Origin of the sequence: Burkholderia sp. EMB26, from assembly GCF_024730645.1 — a bacterium.
Classification (GTDB): domain Bacteria; phylum Pseudomonadota; class Gammaproteobacteria; order Burkholderiales; family Burkholderiaceae; genus Burkholderia; species Burkholderia cenocepacia.
In genome coordinates this window covers 490919-505636 of the sequence record NZ_CP078070.1, presented here as the reverse complement: position 1 = coordinate 505636, position 14718 = coordinate 490919, and the positions used below count along the sequence as shown (strand labels likewise).

Sequence of the window (14718 nt, the reverse complement as noted above, 5' to 3'; positions counted from 1 at the left end):
CCACACCATGAAGACGAGCATGCAACGCAAGCTCGACCAGCTGTCCACACGGCTGGCCGAACTGAACGACCTGCTGAGCCGCGAAAACGTCACGGCCGACCTCGACCAGTACCGCAAGCTGACGCGCGAACATGCGGAACTCGGCCCGGTCGTCGAGCAATACGCGTTATGGCGCCAGTCGCGCAGCGACGAGGCGGCCGCGCAGGAACTGCTCGCCGATCCGTCGATGCGCGATTTCGCGGAAGACGAAATCCGCAGTGCACGCGAGGGCATGGCGCGCCTCGAGACCGAGCTGCAGAAGATGCTGCTGCCGAAGGATCCGAACGACGACCGCAACATCTTCCTCGAAATCCGCGCGGGCACGGGCGGCGACGAATCGGCGCTGTTCGCGGGCGACCTGCTGCGCATGTACCTGCGCTTCGCGGAACGCCAGCGCTGGCAGGTCGAAATGATGTCGGAGAGCGCGTCGGATCTCGGCGGCTACAAGGAAGTGATCGTGCGGATCGCGGGCCAGGGTGCGTATTCGCGGCTGAAGTTCGAATCGGGCGGCCATCGCGTGCAGCGCGTGCCGGCCACCGAGACGCAGGGGCGCATCCATACGTCCGCGTGCACGGTCGCGGTGATGCCGGAAGCCGACGAGATCGGCGAGGTCGAAATCAATCCGGCCGACCTGCGCATCGACACGTTCCGCGCGTCCGGCGCGGGCGGCCAGCACATCAACAAGACCGATTCGGCGGTGCGCGTCACGCACATCCCGACCGGGATCGTCGTCGAATGCCAGGACGATCGCTCGCAGCACAAGAACAAGGATCGCGCGCTGAAGGTGCTCGCCGCGCGCATCAAGGACAAGCAGTATCACGAGCAGCATGCGAAGGAAGCCGCGACGCGCAAGAGCCTGATCGGCTCCGGCGACCGTTCGGAACGCATCCGCACGTACAACTTCCCGCAGGGCCGGATGACCGACCACCGGATCAACCTGACGCTGTACCGGCTCGAGGCGATCATGGACGGCGATCTCGACGAACTGATCGGCGCGCTCGTCACCGAGCACCAGGCCGAGCTGCTCGCGTCGCTCGGCGAAGCCGACTGAGGCCACGATGCCCGACACCACCGCCGACGCCCTGCTGCGCGCCTCGCCGCTCGACCCGGTCGATGCACGCGTGCTGCTCGCGCACGCGCTCGGCTGGACCCGCACACAGCTGATCACGCGCGGCGACGCGCCGCTCGACGCGGCCGCGGTCGAACGCTACCGCGCACTCGAAGCGCGCCGCGTCGCCGGCGAACCCGTCGCGCAACTGGTCGGGATGCGCGAGTTCTTCGGCCGCCCGTTCGACGTGACGCCCGACGTGCTGATCCCGCGCCCCGAAACCGAGCTGCTCGTCGAAGCCGCGCTCGATGCGATCGACGGGCTGCCGCACGCGGCCGTGCTCGACCTCGGCACCGGCAGCGGCGCGATCGCCGTGTCGATCGCGGCCGAGCGCCCCGATGCGCGCGTGTGGGCGCTCGACCGTTCGCCGGCCGCGCTCGCGGTCGCGCAACGCAACGCCGACAAGCTGCTCGACGCGCAGCGCCCCGGCGGCCCGCTGCACTGGCTGCAGAGCGACTGGTACGCGGCGCTCGATCCCGCGCTCGCGTTCGATGCGATCGTCAGCAACCCGCCGTACATCGCGCAGCACGATCCGCATCTCGCCCAGGGCGACCTGCGTTTCGAGCCGCGCGGCGCGCTCACCGACGACGCCGACGGCCTCAGCGCGATCCGCACGATCGTCGCGGGCGCCGGCGCCCATCTGAAGCCGGGCGGCACGCTCTGGATCGAGCACGGCTACGACCAGGCCGAAGCCGTGCGCGCGATCCTGGTGTCGCACGGCTTCGTCGCGGTCGAATCGCTGACCGATCTCGCCGCCATCGAACGCACGACCGGCGGCCGCCTGCCGGGCTGATGCCCGGCCCGCCCGGTTGAAATCCGCTATCATTTCGATCTAACGCCCCGCAAACGCAAGGTCAGTCATGGACACCCAACAACGTATCAAGCAAATCGTCGACGAAAACCAGGTCGTGCTCTTCATGAAGGGCAACGCGCAATTCCCGATGTGCGGCTTCTCGGGCCGCGCCGTGCAGGTGCTGAAGGCCTGCGGCGTCGACCAGTTCAAGACCGTCAACGTGCTCGAGGACGACGAAATCCGCCAGGGCATCAAGGCCTTCTCGAACTGGCCGACCATCCCGCAGCTCTACGTGAAGGGCGAATTCATCGGCGGCTCGGACATCATGATGGAGATGTACCAGTCGGGCGAACTGCAGCAACTGTTCGCCGCCGCGTAACACGCGGCACCCGTCCCCCTTTCGATGGCATCTTCCAGCGCGCCGCCACGCCGGTTGATCGTCGCGATCACCGGCGCCACCGGCGCGATCTACGGTGTGCGGCTGCTCGACCTGCTGCGCGCCGCCGGCGGCGTCGAAACACACCTGCTGATTTCGAACGCCGGCTGGCTCAACATCCAGCATGAACTGAAGCTGCCGAAGGCCGACGTCGAAAGCCGTGCGGACGTCGTGCATTCGGTGCGCGACGTCGGCGCGACGATTGCGTCGGGCTCGTTCGCGACCGATGGCATGGTGATCGCACCCTGCTCGATGAAGACGCTCGCGAGCGTCGCGCACGGGCTGTCCGACAACCTGATCACGCGCGCGGCCGACGTCACGCTGAAGGAGCGCCGCCGTCTCGTGCTGATGGTGCGCGAAACGCCGTTCAACCTCGCGCATCTGCGCAACATGACCGCCGTCACCGAAATGGGCGGCATCGTCTTTCCGCCGCTGCCGGCGTTCTATGCGATGCCGAAGACGATCGAGGAACTCGTCGATCAGACCGTCACGCGCGTGCTCGACCTGTTCGCGCTCAGCGCGCCGCTCACGACACCGTGGGCCGGCATCCGGCACGCGCAGTAAGTCACGCCTCTTCTGCGCGCATCTCCACCGATCCTCACCACAACTCCGTCGATTCCACGCCTTCCGATGCCAGTCGGCAGTCGGAAGCCCGCTATCGCCACGATTATCAACAATCAGGCGTCAATCAAATTCCAGCGTGCCGATTTATCAATGCGTGGTGCGCGCCTATAGTCACAGGCAAACTCTTTCGCAGGTCACCACCATGAACCGCTTGCCTTCGCTGTACCTGTCCCACGGCGCCCCGACGCTGCCGATCGACCCGGCGCTGCCGTCCGGCGCGTTCACGCACCTCGGTGCCGAATTGCCGCGCCCACGCGCGGTACTGATGCTGTCCGCGCACTGGGGCACGCAGCGGCCAGTCGCGAGCGTCGCCGCGCATCCGGACACGATTCACGACTTCTACGGTTTCCCGCAGGCGCTGTACGACATCCGCTATCCGGCGCCGGGCGCGCCCGACGTGGCCGAACGCGCGGCCGCGCTGCTCAACGCAGCCGGCATCGCGACCGCGACGACCGAACACGGCCTCGATCACGGCGCGTGGGTGCCGATGCTGCTGATGTTTCCGGAAGCCGACGTGCCGGTCGCGCAACTGTCGATCCAGCCGCGCGCGGACGCCGCGCATCACTTCGCGCTCGGCCGCGCGCTGCGGCCGCTGCGCGACGAAGGCGTGATGGTGATCGGTTCGGGGCAGATCACGCACAACCTGCGCGCCGCCGATTTCGGCGCCGCGCCCGAGGATGCGGACCCGCGCGTCGCGGAATTCACCGACTGGTTCGAGGCGAAACTGGCCGCACGCGACGTCGACGCGCTGCTCGACTACCGCCGGCAGGCGCCGCACGCGGCGCTGATGCATCCGACCGACGAACATCTGCTGCCGGTCTTCACGGCGCTCGGCGCGGCGGACGACGACTACCGGCTCGGCATCCAGTCGCTCGGCACTTACCAGCGCGTGCTCGCGATGACGAACTACGTGTTCGCGAGCGCCGGCGCCTGAACCTGAACGGGGGCGCCACCGCCGGGCCAGTAAAAAGCCCGCCCGAGCATCGCTCGGGCGGGCTTTTTTCGCTGCATCCTGCCGCCGCCGAATCCGGCGGCAGGTCGGGCGTCAGGCACCGACCCCTTCGAGGATCTCGTCGTGCGACTCGCGCTCGTCGAGATACTGGGTCCGGTAACCGGTATTCACGCCCCAGAAGTAGAACACCAGCGAGATCGCCGCGATGACCAGCATGTCCCAGCCGTACGGCAGCAAGCCATAACCGCCGAATTCCTTGCTGCCGATCAGCGACAGCACGGCCATCGTCGGCAGGTACGCGACCAGCCACCATGCGGCCTTCAGGTCGGCGCCCCAGCCGGTCCAGCCCGACTTCGCCTGGAAGAAGAAGTACACCGGCAGCGCAACGATCATCAGCAGGATGATTTCACCCGTCAGCGGCCACTTCGCCCAGTACAGGATCAGCGACGCGCACACGAACGCGAACGGGGCGATCAGCTTCATCAGCGGAATCGACAGCGGGCGCTCGATGTCGGTCGCCGAGCGGCGCAGCGCCATCAGGCTGATCGGGCCGGTCAGGTACGAGATCACCGTCGCCACCGAGATCACTGCCGCGAGCGAGCTCCAGCCGCGGAAGAAGAACAGGAAGATGAACGACACGAGCAGGTTGAACCACATCGCCTGGCGCGGCACGCCGTAGATCGGGTGCACGTTGCCGAACATCTTCGGCATCGTGTTGTTGCGCTCCATCGCGTAGATCATGCGGGTGGTCGTCGCCATGTAGGTCGTACCGGTGCCGCTCGGGCTGATGAACGCGTCGACGTACAGCAGGATCGCGAGCCAGTTCAGGTTCAGCGCGATCGCGAGTTCCGCGAACGGCGACGAGAAGTTGAAGTGCGCCCAACCCTTCGCGACGTCGGCCGGGTTCACCGAGCCGATATACGCCATTTGCAGCAGCACGTAGATCACGAGTGCGAGCAGGATCGACGTGATCACCGCGAACGGCACGCTGCGCGCCGGATTGCGCGCTTCACCGGCCAGGTTCACCGGGCTCTGGAAGCCGTTGAACGCGAACACGATGCCGCTCGTCGCGACCGCGGTCAGCACGGCCGACCAGCCATACGGCGCGAAGCTCGTATTCGACGCGGTGCCGAGGTTCTCCGCGTGGAAGCTCGTCAGCATCAGGCCGAGGATCGTGAGGCCCGGAATCAGGAACTTGAAGATCGTGATCGCGGTGTTCGCCCGCGCGAAAGCCTTCACGCCCCAGTAGTTCAGCAGGAAGTAGACGACGACCAGCACGGCCGACAGCAGCAGACCGAGAGTCTGCAATTCGCCATTCACGAACAACGCATGCGCCCACGGATACGGCCACGTGCTCATGTACTGGATCGACGCTTCCGCCTCGATCGGGATCACGGATACGATCGCGATCCAGTTGGCCCACGCGCTGATGAAACCCACCAGCGAACCGTGCGAGTACCGCGCGTAACGCACCATGCCGCCCGACTCGGGGAACATTGCGCCCAGTTCCGCATACGTCAGCGCAATCGCCAGAATCACGACCGCGCCGATGATCCATGCGCAGATCGCCGCCGGACCGGCGATCTTCGCGGCTTTCCAGGCACCGAACAGCCAGCCCGAGCCGATAATCGAACCCAGCCCCGTCAGCATCAATGCAAACGGGCCGATGTTCCGTTGAATAGAACTCTTCACATCCTCTCCTGTGTCTCAAAAAGCATGGTCGGCCTGCGGTCCGGGATCGGCTCGGACAGCACCGCGCACGCATTCTTGGGGGGACGGTCAACCCGATCGGGGCAACCCGTCCACGCGGCGCGTAGTTTAACGGTTGCACCTCGAACGTGGCGCCAAAATCGATCGGCCCCTACAAAAAATTCGCATCGCTTGCAAGCTTTGTAAACCCGATCTCCGCAATAACCCTGAGAGCATGGGAATACGGTTGACCATCAGACCGATTAGCCGTATAAAGGACTTCGCAGGATTTCAAGTGGCGAGTGAATTGGTTCTTTCGTAGTTCGCCCATCAACGGTACTCCGGTTGGTCCTATTACCCCTTCCTTGATTTTCCGCACCCCATGGGCTTCGGCCCCGTTTTATCTTTTTAGGAACAAGTAACATGGCAACCGGTACCGTCAAGTGGTTCAATGACGCAAAGGGCTTCGGCTTCATCACCCCGGAAGGCGGCGGCGACGATCTGTTCGCGCACTTCTCGGAAATCCGCGTCGAAGGCTTCAAGACGCTGCAAGAAAACCAGAAGGTTGAATTCGAAGTGAAGACGGGCCCGAAGGGTCTGCAAGCTGCGAACATCCGTCCGGTCTAAGCTTGGCGCGATAATTCGTGTAAAAAAGCCCCGCTTCGGCGGGGCTTTTTGTTTTTGCGCGCCGCTCGTCCGGCATGGCGGCTTATAGCCGCCCGCGCCGCTCAGCCGAACAGGCGCTGCGCGTGAATGCCGAGCCCCGTCGCGACACTCGCCAAGCGATCGCCGAACACCGGCTGCGCATCCGGAAACGCGCCGGCGAGCGCACCCGATAGGAACGCGAGCCCCGTCGAACCGCCGGTGAAATACAGCGCCCCGACGTCACGCGGCGCGACGCCCGCGAGCCGCACCGTTTCGCGTGCGGCATCGACGATGCGCGCGGTATCGTCCTGGCTCGCGTCGACGAGGCGATCCGCGTCGAACGCGATCAGCAGATCCTCTTCCACGTCGTTCAGGTCGATCATCGTCTCCCCGCCCGCCGCGACACCGATCTTCGCCTCTTCCGCGCGCGCCATCAGCGCATGCCCGAGCCGCTGCTCGACCACGCTCGTGAGCCGGTCGTACTGCCGCACATCCTGGTACAGGTGCTTCATCAGCTTCAGCTCGCCGACGCGCTTGGGCGTGTAGACGGTATTGATCAGGTGCCAGGTCGCGAGATCGAAGTAGATCTTGTTCGGCAGCTCGCGCCCTTCCGGGTCGAGCGAACGGTAGCCGAACGCGGGCAGGATCGCCGCCAGCTCGACCCGCCGGTCGTAGTCGGTGCCCGCGACGTGCACGCCGTGGTGCGCCAGCACGTCGTCCTTGCGTTCGAGCCGCGCCATCCGCTGCGGGCCGACGCGCACCAGCGAGAAGTCGGACGTGCCGCCGCCGATGTCGGCGACGAGCACGAGACGCTCGGCCTGCTGGCGCGACTCGTAGTCGAACGCGGCGGCGATCGGTTCGTACTGGAAGTGAACGTCCGCGAAGCCGACCGAGCGCGCGGCCGCCTCGAGCTGATCCTGCGCGAGCCGGTCGGCGCGCGGATCGTCGTCGACGAAGAACACCGGCCGGCCGAGCACCGCGCGGCCGATCGGCGCGCCCGCGCGCGCTTCGGCCTTGCGCTTCAGGTGCGTCAGGAAGCGCGCGATGATGTCGGTGTACGCGATCGCGCTGCCGTCACCGAGATCGGTCGTCGTTTCCGCGAGCGGCGAGCCGAGGATGCTCTTCATCGAGCGCATCAGCCGGCCGTCGAAACCGTCGATATAGGAGGCCAGCGCCGCCCGGCCGTATTCGACCGTCTCTTCGTCGTTGTTGAAGAAGATCGCGGTGGGCAGCGTCAGGTGGTCGCCCTCGACGGGCGCGAGGCGCATGCCATCGCCGTCGGGCAGCGCCACGGCGGAATTGGACGTGCCGAAATCGATCGCGCAGTAAGTCATGGGAAATTGCCGCAGCAGGGCCGGCGCGAAAACGGAAAGGACGGGCTTTTTAACATGAAGCCCGCGGGATCACAACCGGGGCCGGCCAGCGGCGCCGCGCAACGGGCGCCCGGTGGCGACGGCGCGCGCCGTGGCGCGCCGCGAACATGCGCGGACAGGATGCGCGACGCAGCCTGCCCGCCCGCAGGATCAGGCTGCCGCGTCGAAGCTCTTCTTCCACGCACCGGCGTAGACGACTTCGCCGATCGCATGGCGCGTACGCGGCGCCTTCTCGCGATCGCGCAGCACGGGATCGAGCTTGTCGACGTTGCCGTAGTGGCCGAGCGAGATGATCGACACGATCGCGACGTCCGCCGGAATCGCGAACGCGTCGCGGAATGCCTTCGGGTCGAAACCGCTCATCTGGTGCGCGGCGAGGCCCAGCGCGTGCGCCTGCAGCACCAGCGACATCGCGGCGGCGCCGGCGTCGTACAGCGCGGTCGGCGCCGGCTCGCCCTTCGGCGTGAGCGTGTGCGCGGTGACCGCGATCAGCACCGGCGCCGGTGCATTCCAGCCCTGGTTGAACGGCACCAGCGTCGCGAATGCGCGCTTGAACGCGTCTTCGTCCTGGGTGCGATCGAATACGATGAAACGCCACGGTTGCGCGTTGTACGCGGACGGGGCCCAGCGTGCCGCTTCGAGCACCGCGTGGAGATCGCCGGCGCTGACGGGCTCATCCGAATACGCGCGCGGGCTCCAGCGGCCCGCGATCAGATCGTGAATCGAAACAGTGGTGGGAGCAGGTTTGACGGACATGCGGTTCCTCGCTGACATCGATGAAGGGGCGCGAACGCCCGGCGAACCGCAAGCATACCCGCTTGAGCGACAGCGCGCCCGATCCCGCCGCGCTATGCAAATCTGCGTGCGTGCAATGGCCGGCCGCGGCGGTGCGGCCGGCCGGTCCGCCGCGATCAGGCCGCCTGCGCGGCCGCGCGCGACGGGCCGCGGTTGATCCGCAGCACGATCAGCGCGCCGACGATGCACAACCCGCCCGAGATCATCGACGCGATCGTGTAGGTGCCGAGGCTCGCGCGCAGCAGCCCGGCGCCGAGCGCCGCGAATGCCGCGCCGAGCTGGTGGCCGGCGACGATCCAGCCGAACACGACCGGCGCCGCGGCCTTGCCGAACACGTCGGTCGCGAGCCGCACGGTGGGCGGCACGGTCGCGATCCAGTCGAGCCCGTAGAACATCGCGAACAACGGCAGCCCGAAGAAATCGATCCCGAACGCATGCGGCAGGTAGATCAGCGACAGCCCGCGCAGCCCGTAGTACCAGAACAGCAGCACGCGATTGTCGTAACGGTCCGACAACCATCCCGACAACGTCGTGCCGAACAGGTCGAACACGCCCATCGCCGCGAGCAGCGACGCGCCCTGCACCTCGGTCATCCCGTAGTCGCTGCACATCGCGATCAGGTGCGTGCCGACATAGCCGTTGGTGCTCGCACCGCAGATGAAGAAGCTGAAGAACAGCAGCCAGAAATCGCGCGAGCGGCTCGCCATCAGCAGCGTGCGGAACGCGACCGCGAGCGGATTCTCCTTCGTCGCGTCCGGCGCGGGCGGCGCATCGGCCGGCTCGCCGTACGGGCGCAGCCGCACGTCGGCCGGCCGCTCGGGCAGCAGGAACGCGACGAGCGGAATCACGATCGCGGCCGCCACCGCGACGACCAGCACGACCGGCCGCCAGCCGTGGCGCTGCGCGATCGCCGCGAGCATCGGCAGGAACACGAGCTGGCCGGTGGCCGTGCTCGCGGTCAGGATCCCCATCACGAGGCCGCGCCGCGCGTGGAACCAGCGCGTGACGAAGGTTGCGGACAGCGTCAGCGCGACGACGCCCGTCGAACAGCCGACCATCAGCCCCCAGATCACGACCATCTGCCAGCTCTGCGTCATCATCGACGACAGCGCGACTCCCGCGCTCATCGTCACGAGCGCGGTGAGGATCGTCGGGCGCAGCCCGAAGCGCTGCATCGCGGCGGCCGCGAACGGGCCCGTCAGGCCGTACAGTGCGATGTTCACCGAAATCGCCAGCGAAATCGCCGCGCGGCTCCAGCCGAGCTCGCGTTCGAGCGGCACCATCAGCACGCTCGGCGTCGCGCGCGTGCCGGCTGCCGCCAGCAGGATCAGGAATACCACCGCCGCCGCGAGCCATCCGTAATGGAAGCGCCCGCCGATTCGTGTCACTGCCCAGTTCATCTTCATGTTCTCCAGTTGACGGTTCCGGTGTCGTCGCACCCGCTCCGTCCCAACCAGGCCACCTCCGCCGCGCATTTCAACATCGGCTGACCCGGGCCGACGCTTGGCATTCGTCTGTTGATCCGGCCGCGATTGTTACCGACCGGTCACAAGTGTGTTGCGATCGTAGTGACCAGTCGGTAACATGTCAAGCAATTCACCACGAAGTCGAGGGTCATCATGTCGGGCATCGAGGTCGCCAAACCGCCGGCACGGCGCACGCGCCGGCCGATCGACGGCGCCACCGCGCAGGAGCACCTGCTGCGCGCCGCCGAGGAGCTGTTTTACAAGGAAGGCGTGCGAACGGTCGGCGTCGAGGCGGTGGTGGAGCGCGCGGGCGTCAACAAGATGAGCCTGTACCGCCAGTTCTCGTCGAAGGACGAGCTGATCCTCGCGTATCTGGAACGGATGGACGCGTGCTTCTTCGAGCGGCTCGACACGAGCGCCGCGAAGCATCCGGGGCAGCCGAAGGCGCAGCTGATCCAGTACTTCGTCGATCTCGCCGAACGCGCGACGCAAAAGGACTATCGCGGCTGCCCGTTCGTCAACGTGGCCGCCGAATTCCCGGATGCGTCGCATCCGGCGCGCGAACGCGTCGCGCAGAACAAGGAACAGCTGATGAAACGGCTCGTCGCGCTGTGCGAAGGCGCCGGCGCGCGGCAGCCGAAGGCGCTCGCCGATGCGCTCGCGCTGGTGGTCGAAGGCATTTATGCGGCGAGCCAGACCTACCGGCACGGCGAAACGCCGATCGGCACCGCGCCCGCGCTCGTCACGCAGCTGATCGAAGCCGCCTGCGCGTGACGGGCCGCGCCCGCCCGTCGCCGGCGTGCCCGCTACAATGCGGCCCTCGCCGCTCCTCCGCCCGACTGGTATCACGATGACCGACACCCGCCCCGACTCGCACGACGACATCCTCGCCGCCACGCGGCACTGGCTCGCGCGCGCGGTGATCGGGCTCAATCTGTGCCCGTTCGCGAAAAGCGTCTACGTGAAGGAACAGGTGCGCTACGCGATCAGCGAAGCGACGACCCTGGAGGATGCGCTCGCCGAACTCGAAACCGAGCTGCGCTTGCTCGACGCGGCGGACCCGCAGCAGATCGATACGACGCTCGTGATCTACCCGCATGCGTTCGCCGATTTCGTCGACTACAACGATGCGCTGTTCTTCGCCGAGCGGCTCGTTCAGCAATTGCGGCTCGACGGCGTGCTGCAGATCGCGAGCTTCCATCCGCAATACCGGTTCGACGGCACCGAACCCGACGACATCGAGAACTACACGAACCGCGCGCCGTATCCGATCCTGCACCTGCTGCGCGAGGACAGCATCGCGCGCGCGGTCGACGCGTTTCCGGACGCGTCCGCGATCTACGAAAAGAATCAGGAAACGCTGCGCCGCCTCGGCCACGAAGGCTGGCGCGAATGGATGCGCCGGCCGGGCGACGACGTGTGACGCGGCGTGTCACGTGCGGCGTGCAACGTGCCGCGCGGGCGCCATGCCCGCGCACGCGCGCCGTCAGCCTTCGGCCGGCTCGACGGCGGCGTCGCTCGCCGGAGCGGCTTGCGCGACGAAGAAGCGCTCGTTCAGCTCGGCGAGCCCGAACATCCCGAGGATCTCGTTCAGCCGCTCGCCGGGGCGCCGGCGCGGCAGGTTCTTGTACTGCGCGATGATCAGCTCGTTCTTCATCGAATGCTCCCAGCCGACCAGTTCGGTCACGCTGACCTGGTAGCCGTGCGCTTCGAGCTGCAGGCAGCGCAGCACGTTGGTGATCTGGCTGCCGAATTCGCGCGTATGCAGCGGATGGCGCCACACCTCGGTCAGCGCATTCGCGAGCGACTTGCCCTTGTTCTTGCGCAGCACGCCCGCGACTTCCGCCTGGCAGCACGGCACCAGCACGATGTGCTGCGCGCGCTTCGCGAGCGCGAAGCGGATCGCGTCGTCGGTCGCCGTGTCGCACGCGTGCAGCGCGGTGACGACGTCGACCGTGTCGGGCAATTGCGGCGACGTGATCGAATCGGCGACCGACAGGTTGAGGAACGACATGCCGCCGAACCCGAGCCGGACGGCGAGCTCGGTCGAGCGCGTGACGAGTTCCTCGCGCGTCTCGATGCCGTACACGTGCGACGCGAACGCCGGCGTGCCGTGCCCCGGCTGCTGCTTGAAGAACAGGTCGTACAGGATGAAGCCGAGATACGACTTGCCGGCGCCGTGATCGACGAGCGTCACATGGCCTTTGTCGGCCTGCACGCCGGCGAGCAACGGCTCGATGAACTGGAACAGGTGATAGACCTGCTTCAGCTTGCGGCGGCTGTCCTGGTTCAGCTTCCCGTCGCGGGTGAGGATGTGCAGTTCCTTCAGCAGCTCGACGGACTGCTCCGGGCGGATTTCGTGGGTCTTGTTCGACATCGTGAAGCGCCGCCGGGCCACGGTCGGTCGACCACGGCCCGGCGGCGGAAATTCGTGAGGAATGGCGACAGTTTACCGAAAATACGCGGTCAGGCCCGGGCGCCGAGCCGCCACAGCGACGTGATCTCGGCACGACGCGCCGCATGCAGCGGATCGTCGGCGTCCGTCGACTTCGGGTGCGCGGGACGGATGTCGTCGCGGCCGAGCACGACGAGGCCGGCTTCGTCGATCCATTGCAGCAGGGTTTCACGCGGCCGCAGGCCGAGATGCTCGGCGAAATCGGACAGGATCAGCCAGCCCTCGCCGCCCGGCTCCAGATGCGCGGCCAGCCCCGCGAGGAAACCGCGCAGCATGCGGCTGTCCGGATCGTAGACCGCGTATTCGATCGGCGCGCTCGGCCGGGCCGGCACCCATGGCGGGTTGCAGACCACGAGCGGCGCACGGCCGGGGGGAAACAGGTCGGCCTCGACGATATCGACGTGGCCCGCATGACCGAGCCGCGCGACGTTCTCGCGCGCGCAAGCGAGCGCACGCGGATCCTGATCGGTCGCGACGATATGCTCGACGCCGCGCGAGGCAAGTACCGCGGCCAGCACGCCGGTACCTGTGCCGATGTCGAATGCGAGCGACGTCGCCGGCAGCGGCGCGCGTGCGACGAGCTCGACGTATTCGCCGCGCACCGGCGAGAACACGCCGTAATGCGGGTGGATCGGCGCGCCGCCGAGCGCCGGGATCGGCACGCCCTTCTTGCGCCACTCATGCGCACCGACGAGCCCGAGCAGTTCGCGCAGCGACACCACCGACGGCGCGCCGCCGGGGCCGTACGCTTCCTCGCAGGCCGCGCGCACGTCGGGCGCGCGGCGCAGCGGGATCGTGTAATCGGCGTCGAGCGGGATCAGCAGCATGCCAAGCGTGCGGGCGCGCTGCGATTGCGCGAGACGATGCAGGTTGAACGCATCGACGCCGGCCGCGGCTTTCGCCTTCTTCGGCTTGCGTTCGACACGGCGCGCCATCGCCTGCACGAGCTGGCGTGCATTCTGGAAGTCGCCCTGCCAGACGAGCGCGGTGCCCTCGCACGCGAGGCGGTAGGCCGCGTCGGCGGGCAGGCGGTCGTCGGCGGGCACCGCGCGCTTCGGCGGTTGCACGCCGGCTTCGGAGCGCCAGCGCACGGCATGATCGACGCCGTCGGCGTCGGTCCAGTGGAAAACGGGGGAATCGGTCACGCGAACTCGGTTACGGTTGGCTCAGCGGCAGCGAGAATTCGCCGCGCGGACCACACCATACCGCGCTTTGCCCGACCCGGCAAAACAGGCGCCGCGACAATCGCCCGGAAGCGTTCATCGCGGCGCAATCTCGTCAATCAGGCGAGATCGACGGTTTCCGCAATGGGTGCATCGCGCTTGACGGCCGCGATGCCGTTCTCGCGAGCCTGCACGCTGCTGTACGTCTCGCTCGTGCCGATGACCTGGTGGTTGGCCGCCTTCAGATTGAACATGGGCTCACCGTTGTGGGCGAGCTTCCGTTCGTAACGCTCGTCGAGCGGCGCGTTTTCCCGCACGGACGCGATCCCGTTTCTCGCCCCGCTTTTCTCCTCGTACCGCTCGCTCGCGAGGATGATCTCGCCGTTCGCCGACTTCAGGTGGAAGTAGTACTGGCCGTTCGTGGCCTTCTTGAGTTCGAATTTTGCCGCCATGGCGTTCCCCTAAAAAAATGTCCGACCCTCGGACATCGGCAAGTGTAAGGGGCATGCCGACAAAAATCGACATTTCGCGGAGATAAGCGTTAAAGACTGTCAAATGGTGAATTTTCAGACATCTTTGACCGACGTTGAATCCGGCCGAACGATCTAGCCGCCCCATCCCGGCATGGTCGGCAGGCGCAGCGTGCCCGCGTCGTTGAAGCGCACCGTGCCCAGCACGCTGCCGGCGAGCCGGCCACGCAACGCATACGGCAGCTCGCCGTTTGCGGCCGCGCCGGGCAGGTTCCACGCCTGCCGTGCGGCAGCGAAAGCCGACACCGACACGGGCACGTCGAGCACGGCCTCGCCGAACCGCGGCACGGTGCCCGCCCGGTCGCTGACCCCGCTCGCGAACGGCGCGCCGTTCAGGTCGAGCGCGACCGAGATCCCGTCGTAGTCGATCGGCGCGTCGTTCGGATTCTGCACGCGCAACTTCAGGCTGAAGCGCATCTCGAGACCCTGCCCGACCAGCGGGTCGAGTCCGGCGACCGACACGCGCACGGGCTCGCGCGTGAGCGCCGCGCAACCGCCCAGCACGAACACGGTCGCGAACAGCAGCAGCACGGCGCGCAGCGGCGCGATACGGAACAGGGCGCGTGGCATGGGGAGGCCTCCTCGTGGCGATCGGTGAACGGGTCGTCGACGCATTGTACCGACCATGCAGCCTCTCGCCGGACTTCGTA

The 14718-nt window shown here is 67.1% G+C and carries 16 protein-coding genes; 8 read left to right on the top strand and 8 right to left on the bottom strand.

Annotation, left to right across the window (positions count from 1 at the left end; translation table 11 throughout):
• Positions 1-7: 7 nt before the first annotated feature.
• The 5 genes from prfA (at position 8) to KU887_RS02445 (ending at position 3934) form a co-directional block, all read left to right on the top strand.
• Entirely contained in the window at positions 8-1090 is a 1083-nt protein-coding gene (gene prfA / locus KU887_RS02465) for a peptide chain release factor 1 (RefSeq protein ID WP_006494405.1), read from the top strand.
• 7 nt (positions 1091-1097) lie between these two features.
• A complete protein-coding gene (gene prmC / locus KU887_RS02460) occupies positions 1098-1940 on the top strand; it encodes a peptide chain release factor N(5)-glutamine methyltransferase (RefSeq protein WP_048986034.1) in 843 nt (280 codons plus the stop codon).
• 67 nt (positions 1941-2007) lie between these two features.
• Complete coding sequence (gene grxD / locus KU887_RS02455; protein WP_006477066.1) at positions 2008-2319, top strand: Grx4 family monothiol glutaredoxin; 312 nt, start codon at positions 2008-2010, stop codon at positions 2317-2319.
• Between the two features lie 24 nt (positions 2320-2343).
• Positions 2344-2940 (top strand): UbiX family flavin prenyltransferase, encoded by a 597-nt coding sequence (locus KU887_RS02450; protein WP_006482052.1) that lies wholly within the window; start codon positions 2344-2346, stop codon positions 2938-2940.
• Positions 2941-3142: 202 nt separating this feature from the next.
• Positions 3143-3934, top strand: a complete 792-nt coding sequence (locus KU887_RS02445) for a class III extradiol ring-cleavage dioxygenase (protein ID WP_006494408.1) — start codon at positions 3143-3145, stop codon at positions 3932-3934.
• A gap of 111 nt (positions 3935-4045) precedes the next feature.
• Here KU887_RS02445 and KU887_RS02440 read toward each other — a convergent pair whose 3' ends face one another.
• A complete protein-coding gene (locus KU887_RS02440) occupies positions 4046-5644 on the bottom strand; it encodes an APC family permease (protein ID WP_258254085.1) in 1599 nt (532 codons plus the stop codon).
• 420 nt (positions 5645-6064) lie between these two features.
• Here KU887_RS02440 and KU887_RS02435 point away from each other — a divergent pair, with 420 nt between their 5' ends.
• Positions 6065-6268 carry a cold-shock protein gene (locus KU887_RS02435; RefSeq protein ID WP_006477070.1) on the top strand — a complete coding sequence of 68 codons (204 nt, stop codon included), beginning with the start codon at positions 6065-6067 and terminating at the stop codon, positions 6266-6268.
• Between the two features lie 101 nt (positions 6269-6369).
• Here KU887_RS02435 and KU887_RS02430 read toward each other — a convergent pair whose 3' ends face one another.
• The 3 genes from KU887_RS02430 to KU887_RS02420 all read right to left on the bottom strand — a co-directional run bounded on the left by KU887_RS02430 (position 6370) and on the right by KU887_RS02420 (position 9854).
• Positions 6370-7620, bottom strand: coding sequence for an Hsp70 family protein (locus KU887_RS02430; RefSeq protein WP_006494125.1), 1251 nt, complete (start codon positions 7618-7620; stop codon positions 6370-6372).
• A 189-nt stretch (positions 7621-7809) separates the two neighbouring features.
• Positions 7810-8415, bottom strand: a complete 606-nt coding sequence (locus KU887_RS02425; RefSeq protein WP_006482064.1) for a nitroreductase family protein — start codon at positions 8413-8415, stop codon at positions 7810-7812.
• Positions 8416-8570: 155 nt separating this feature from the next.
• Positions 8571-9854, bottom strand: coding sequence for an MFS transporter (locus KU887_RS02420; protein WP_012492315.1), 1284 nt, complete (start codon positions 9852-9854; stop codon positions 8571-8573).
• Between the two features lie 219 nt (positions 9855-10073).
• Here KU887_RS02420 and KU887_RS02415 point away from each other — a divergent pair, with 219 nt between their 5' ends.
• Positions 10074-10694 (top strand): TetR/AcrR family transcriptional regulator, encoded by a 621-nt coding sequence (locus tag KU887_RS02415; protein ID WP_006481919.1) that lies wholly within the window; start codon positions 10074-10076, stop codon positions 10692-10694.
• A 76-nt stretch (positions 10695-10770) separates the two neighbouring features.
• Complete coding sequence (locus KU887_RS02410) at positions 10771-11343, top strand: DUF1415 domain-containing protein (protein WP_048991979.1); 573 nt, start codon at positions 10771-10773, stop codon at positions 11341-11343.
• Positions 11344-11406: 63 nt separating this feature from the next.
• On the opposite strand, the gene KU887_RS02405 is transcribed toward KU887_RS02410, so the two are convergent.
• The 4 genes from KU887_RS02405 to KU887_RS02390 form a co-directional block, all read right to left on the bottom strand.
• A complete protein-coding gene (locus KU887_RS02405) occupies positions 11407-12297 on the bottom strand; it encodes an SAM-dependent methyltransferase (RefSeq protein ID WP_058902251.1) in 891 nt (296 codons plus the stop codon).
• Positions 12298-12386: 89 nt separating this feature from the next.
• The gene (locus tag KU887_RS02400; RefSeq protein ID WP_060263507.1) at positions 12387-13520 is read right to left on the bottom strand and encodes a class I SAM-dependent methyltransferase; all 1134 of its coding nucleotides are present in this window, start codon (positions 13518-13520) and stop codon (positions 12387-12389) included.
• A 137-nt stretch (positions 13521-13657) separates the two neighbouring features.
• The gene (locus KU887_RS02395; RefSeq protein WP_034201067.1) at positions 13658-13990 is read right to left on the bottom strand and encodes a YegP family protein; all 333 of its coding nucleotides are present in this window, start codon (positions 13988-13990) and stop codon (positions 13658-13660) included.
• Positions 13991-14143: 153 nt separating this feature from the next.
• Entirely contained in the window at positions 14144-14638 is a 495-nt protein-coding gene (locus KU887_RS02390) for an LEA type 2 family protein (RefSeq protein ID WP_258254068.1), read from the bottom strand.
• Between the last annotated feature and the right edge of the window lie 80 nt (positions 14639-14718).

What these genes read in the sequence shown, in the direction of transcription:
- prfA (WP_006494405.1), top strand. Translation starts at nt 8, where the DNA reads ATGAAGACGAGCATGCAACGCAAGCTCGACCAGCTGTCCACACGGCTG.
- prmC (WP_048986034.1), top strand. Translation starts at nt 1,098, where the DNA reads ATGCCCGACACCACCGCCGACGCCCTGCTGCGCGCCTCGCCGCTCGAC.
- grxD (WP_006477066.1), top strand. Translation starts at nt 2,008, where the DNA reads ATGGACACCCAACAACGTATCAAGCAAATCGTCGACGAAAACCAGGTC.
- KU887_RS02450 (WP_006482052.1), top strand. Translation starts at nt 2,344, where the DNA reads ATGGCATCTTCCAGCGCGCCGCCACGCCGGTTGATCGTCGCGATCACC.
- KU887_RS02445 (WP_006494408.1), top strand. Translation starts at nt 3,143, where the DNA reads ATGAACCGCTTGCCTTCGCTGTACCTGTCCCACGGCGCCCCGACGCTG.
- KU887_RS02435 (WP_006477070.1), top strand. Translation starts at nt 6,065, where the DNA reads ATGGCAACCGGTACCGTCAAGTGGTTCAATGACGCAAAGGGCTTCGGC.
- KU887_RS02430 (WP_006494125.1), bottom strand. Translation starts at nt 7,620, where the DNA reads ATGACTTACTGCGCGATCGATTTCGGCACGTCCAATTCCGCCGTGGCG.
- KU887_RS02425 (WP_006482064.1), bottom strand. Translation starts at nt 8,415, where the DNA reads ATGTCCGTCAAACCTGCTCCCACCACTGTTTCGATTCACGATCTGATC.
- KU887_RS02420 (WP_012492315.1), bottom strand. Translation starts at nt 9,854, where the DNA reads ATGAACTGGGCAGTGACACGAATCGGCGGGCGCTTCCATTACGGATGG.
- KU887_RS02415 (WP_006481919.1), top strand. Translation starts at nt 10,074, where the DNA reads ATGTCGGGCATCGAGGTCGCCAAACCGCCGGCACGGCGCACGCGCCGG.
- KU887_RS02410 (WP_048991979.1), top strand. Translation starts at nt 10,771, where the DNA reads ATGACCGACACCCGCCCCGACTCGCACGACGACATCCTCGCCGCCACG.
- KU887_RS02405 (WP_058902251.1), bottom strand. Translation starts at nt 12,297, where the DNA reads ATGTCGAACAAGACCCACGAAATCCGCCCGGAGCAGTCCGTCGAGCTG.
- KU887_RS02395 (WP_034201067.1), bottom strand. Translation starts at nt 13,990, where the DNA reads ATGGCGGCAAAATTCGAACTCAAGAAGGCCACGAACGGCCAGTACTAC.
- KU887_RS02390 (WP_258254068.1), bottom strand. Translation starts at nt 14,638, where the DNA reads ATGCCACGCGCCCTGTTCCGTATCGCGCCGCTGCGCGCCGTGCTGCTG.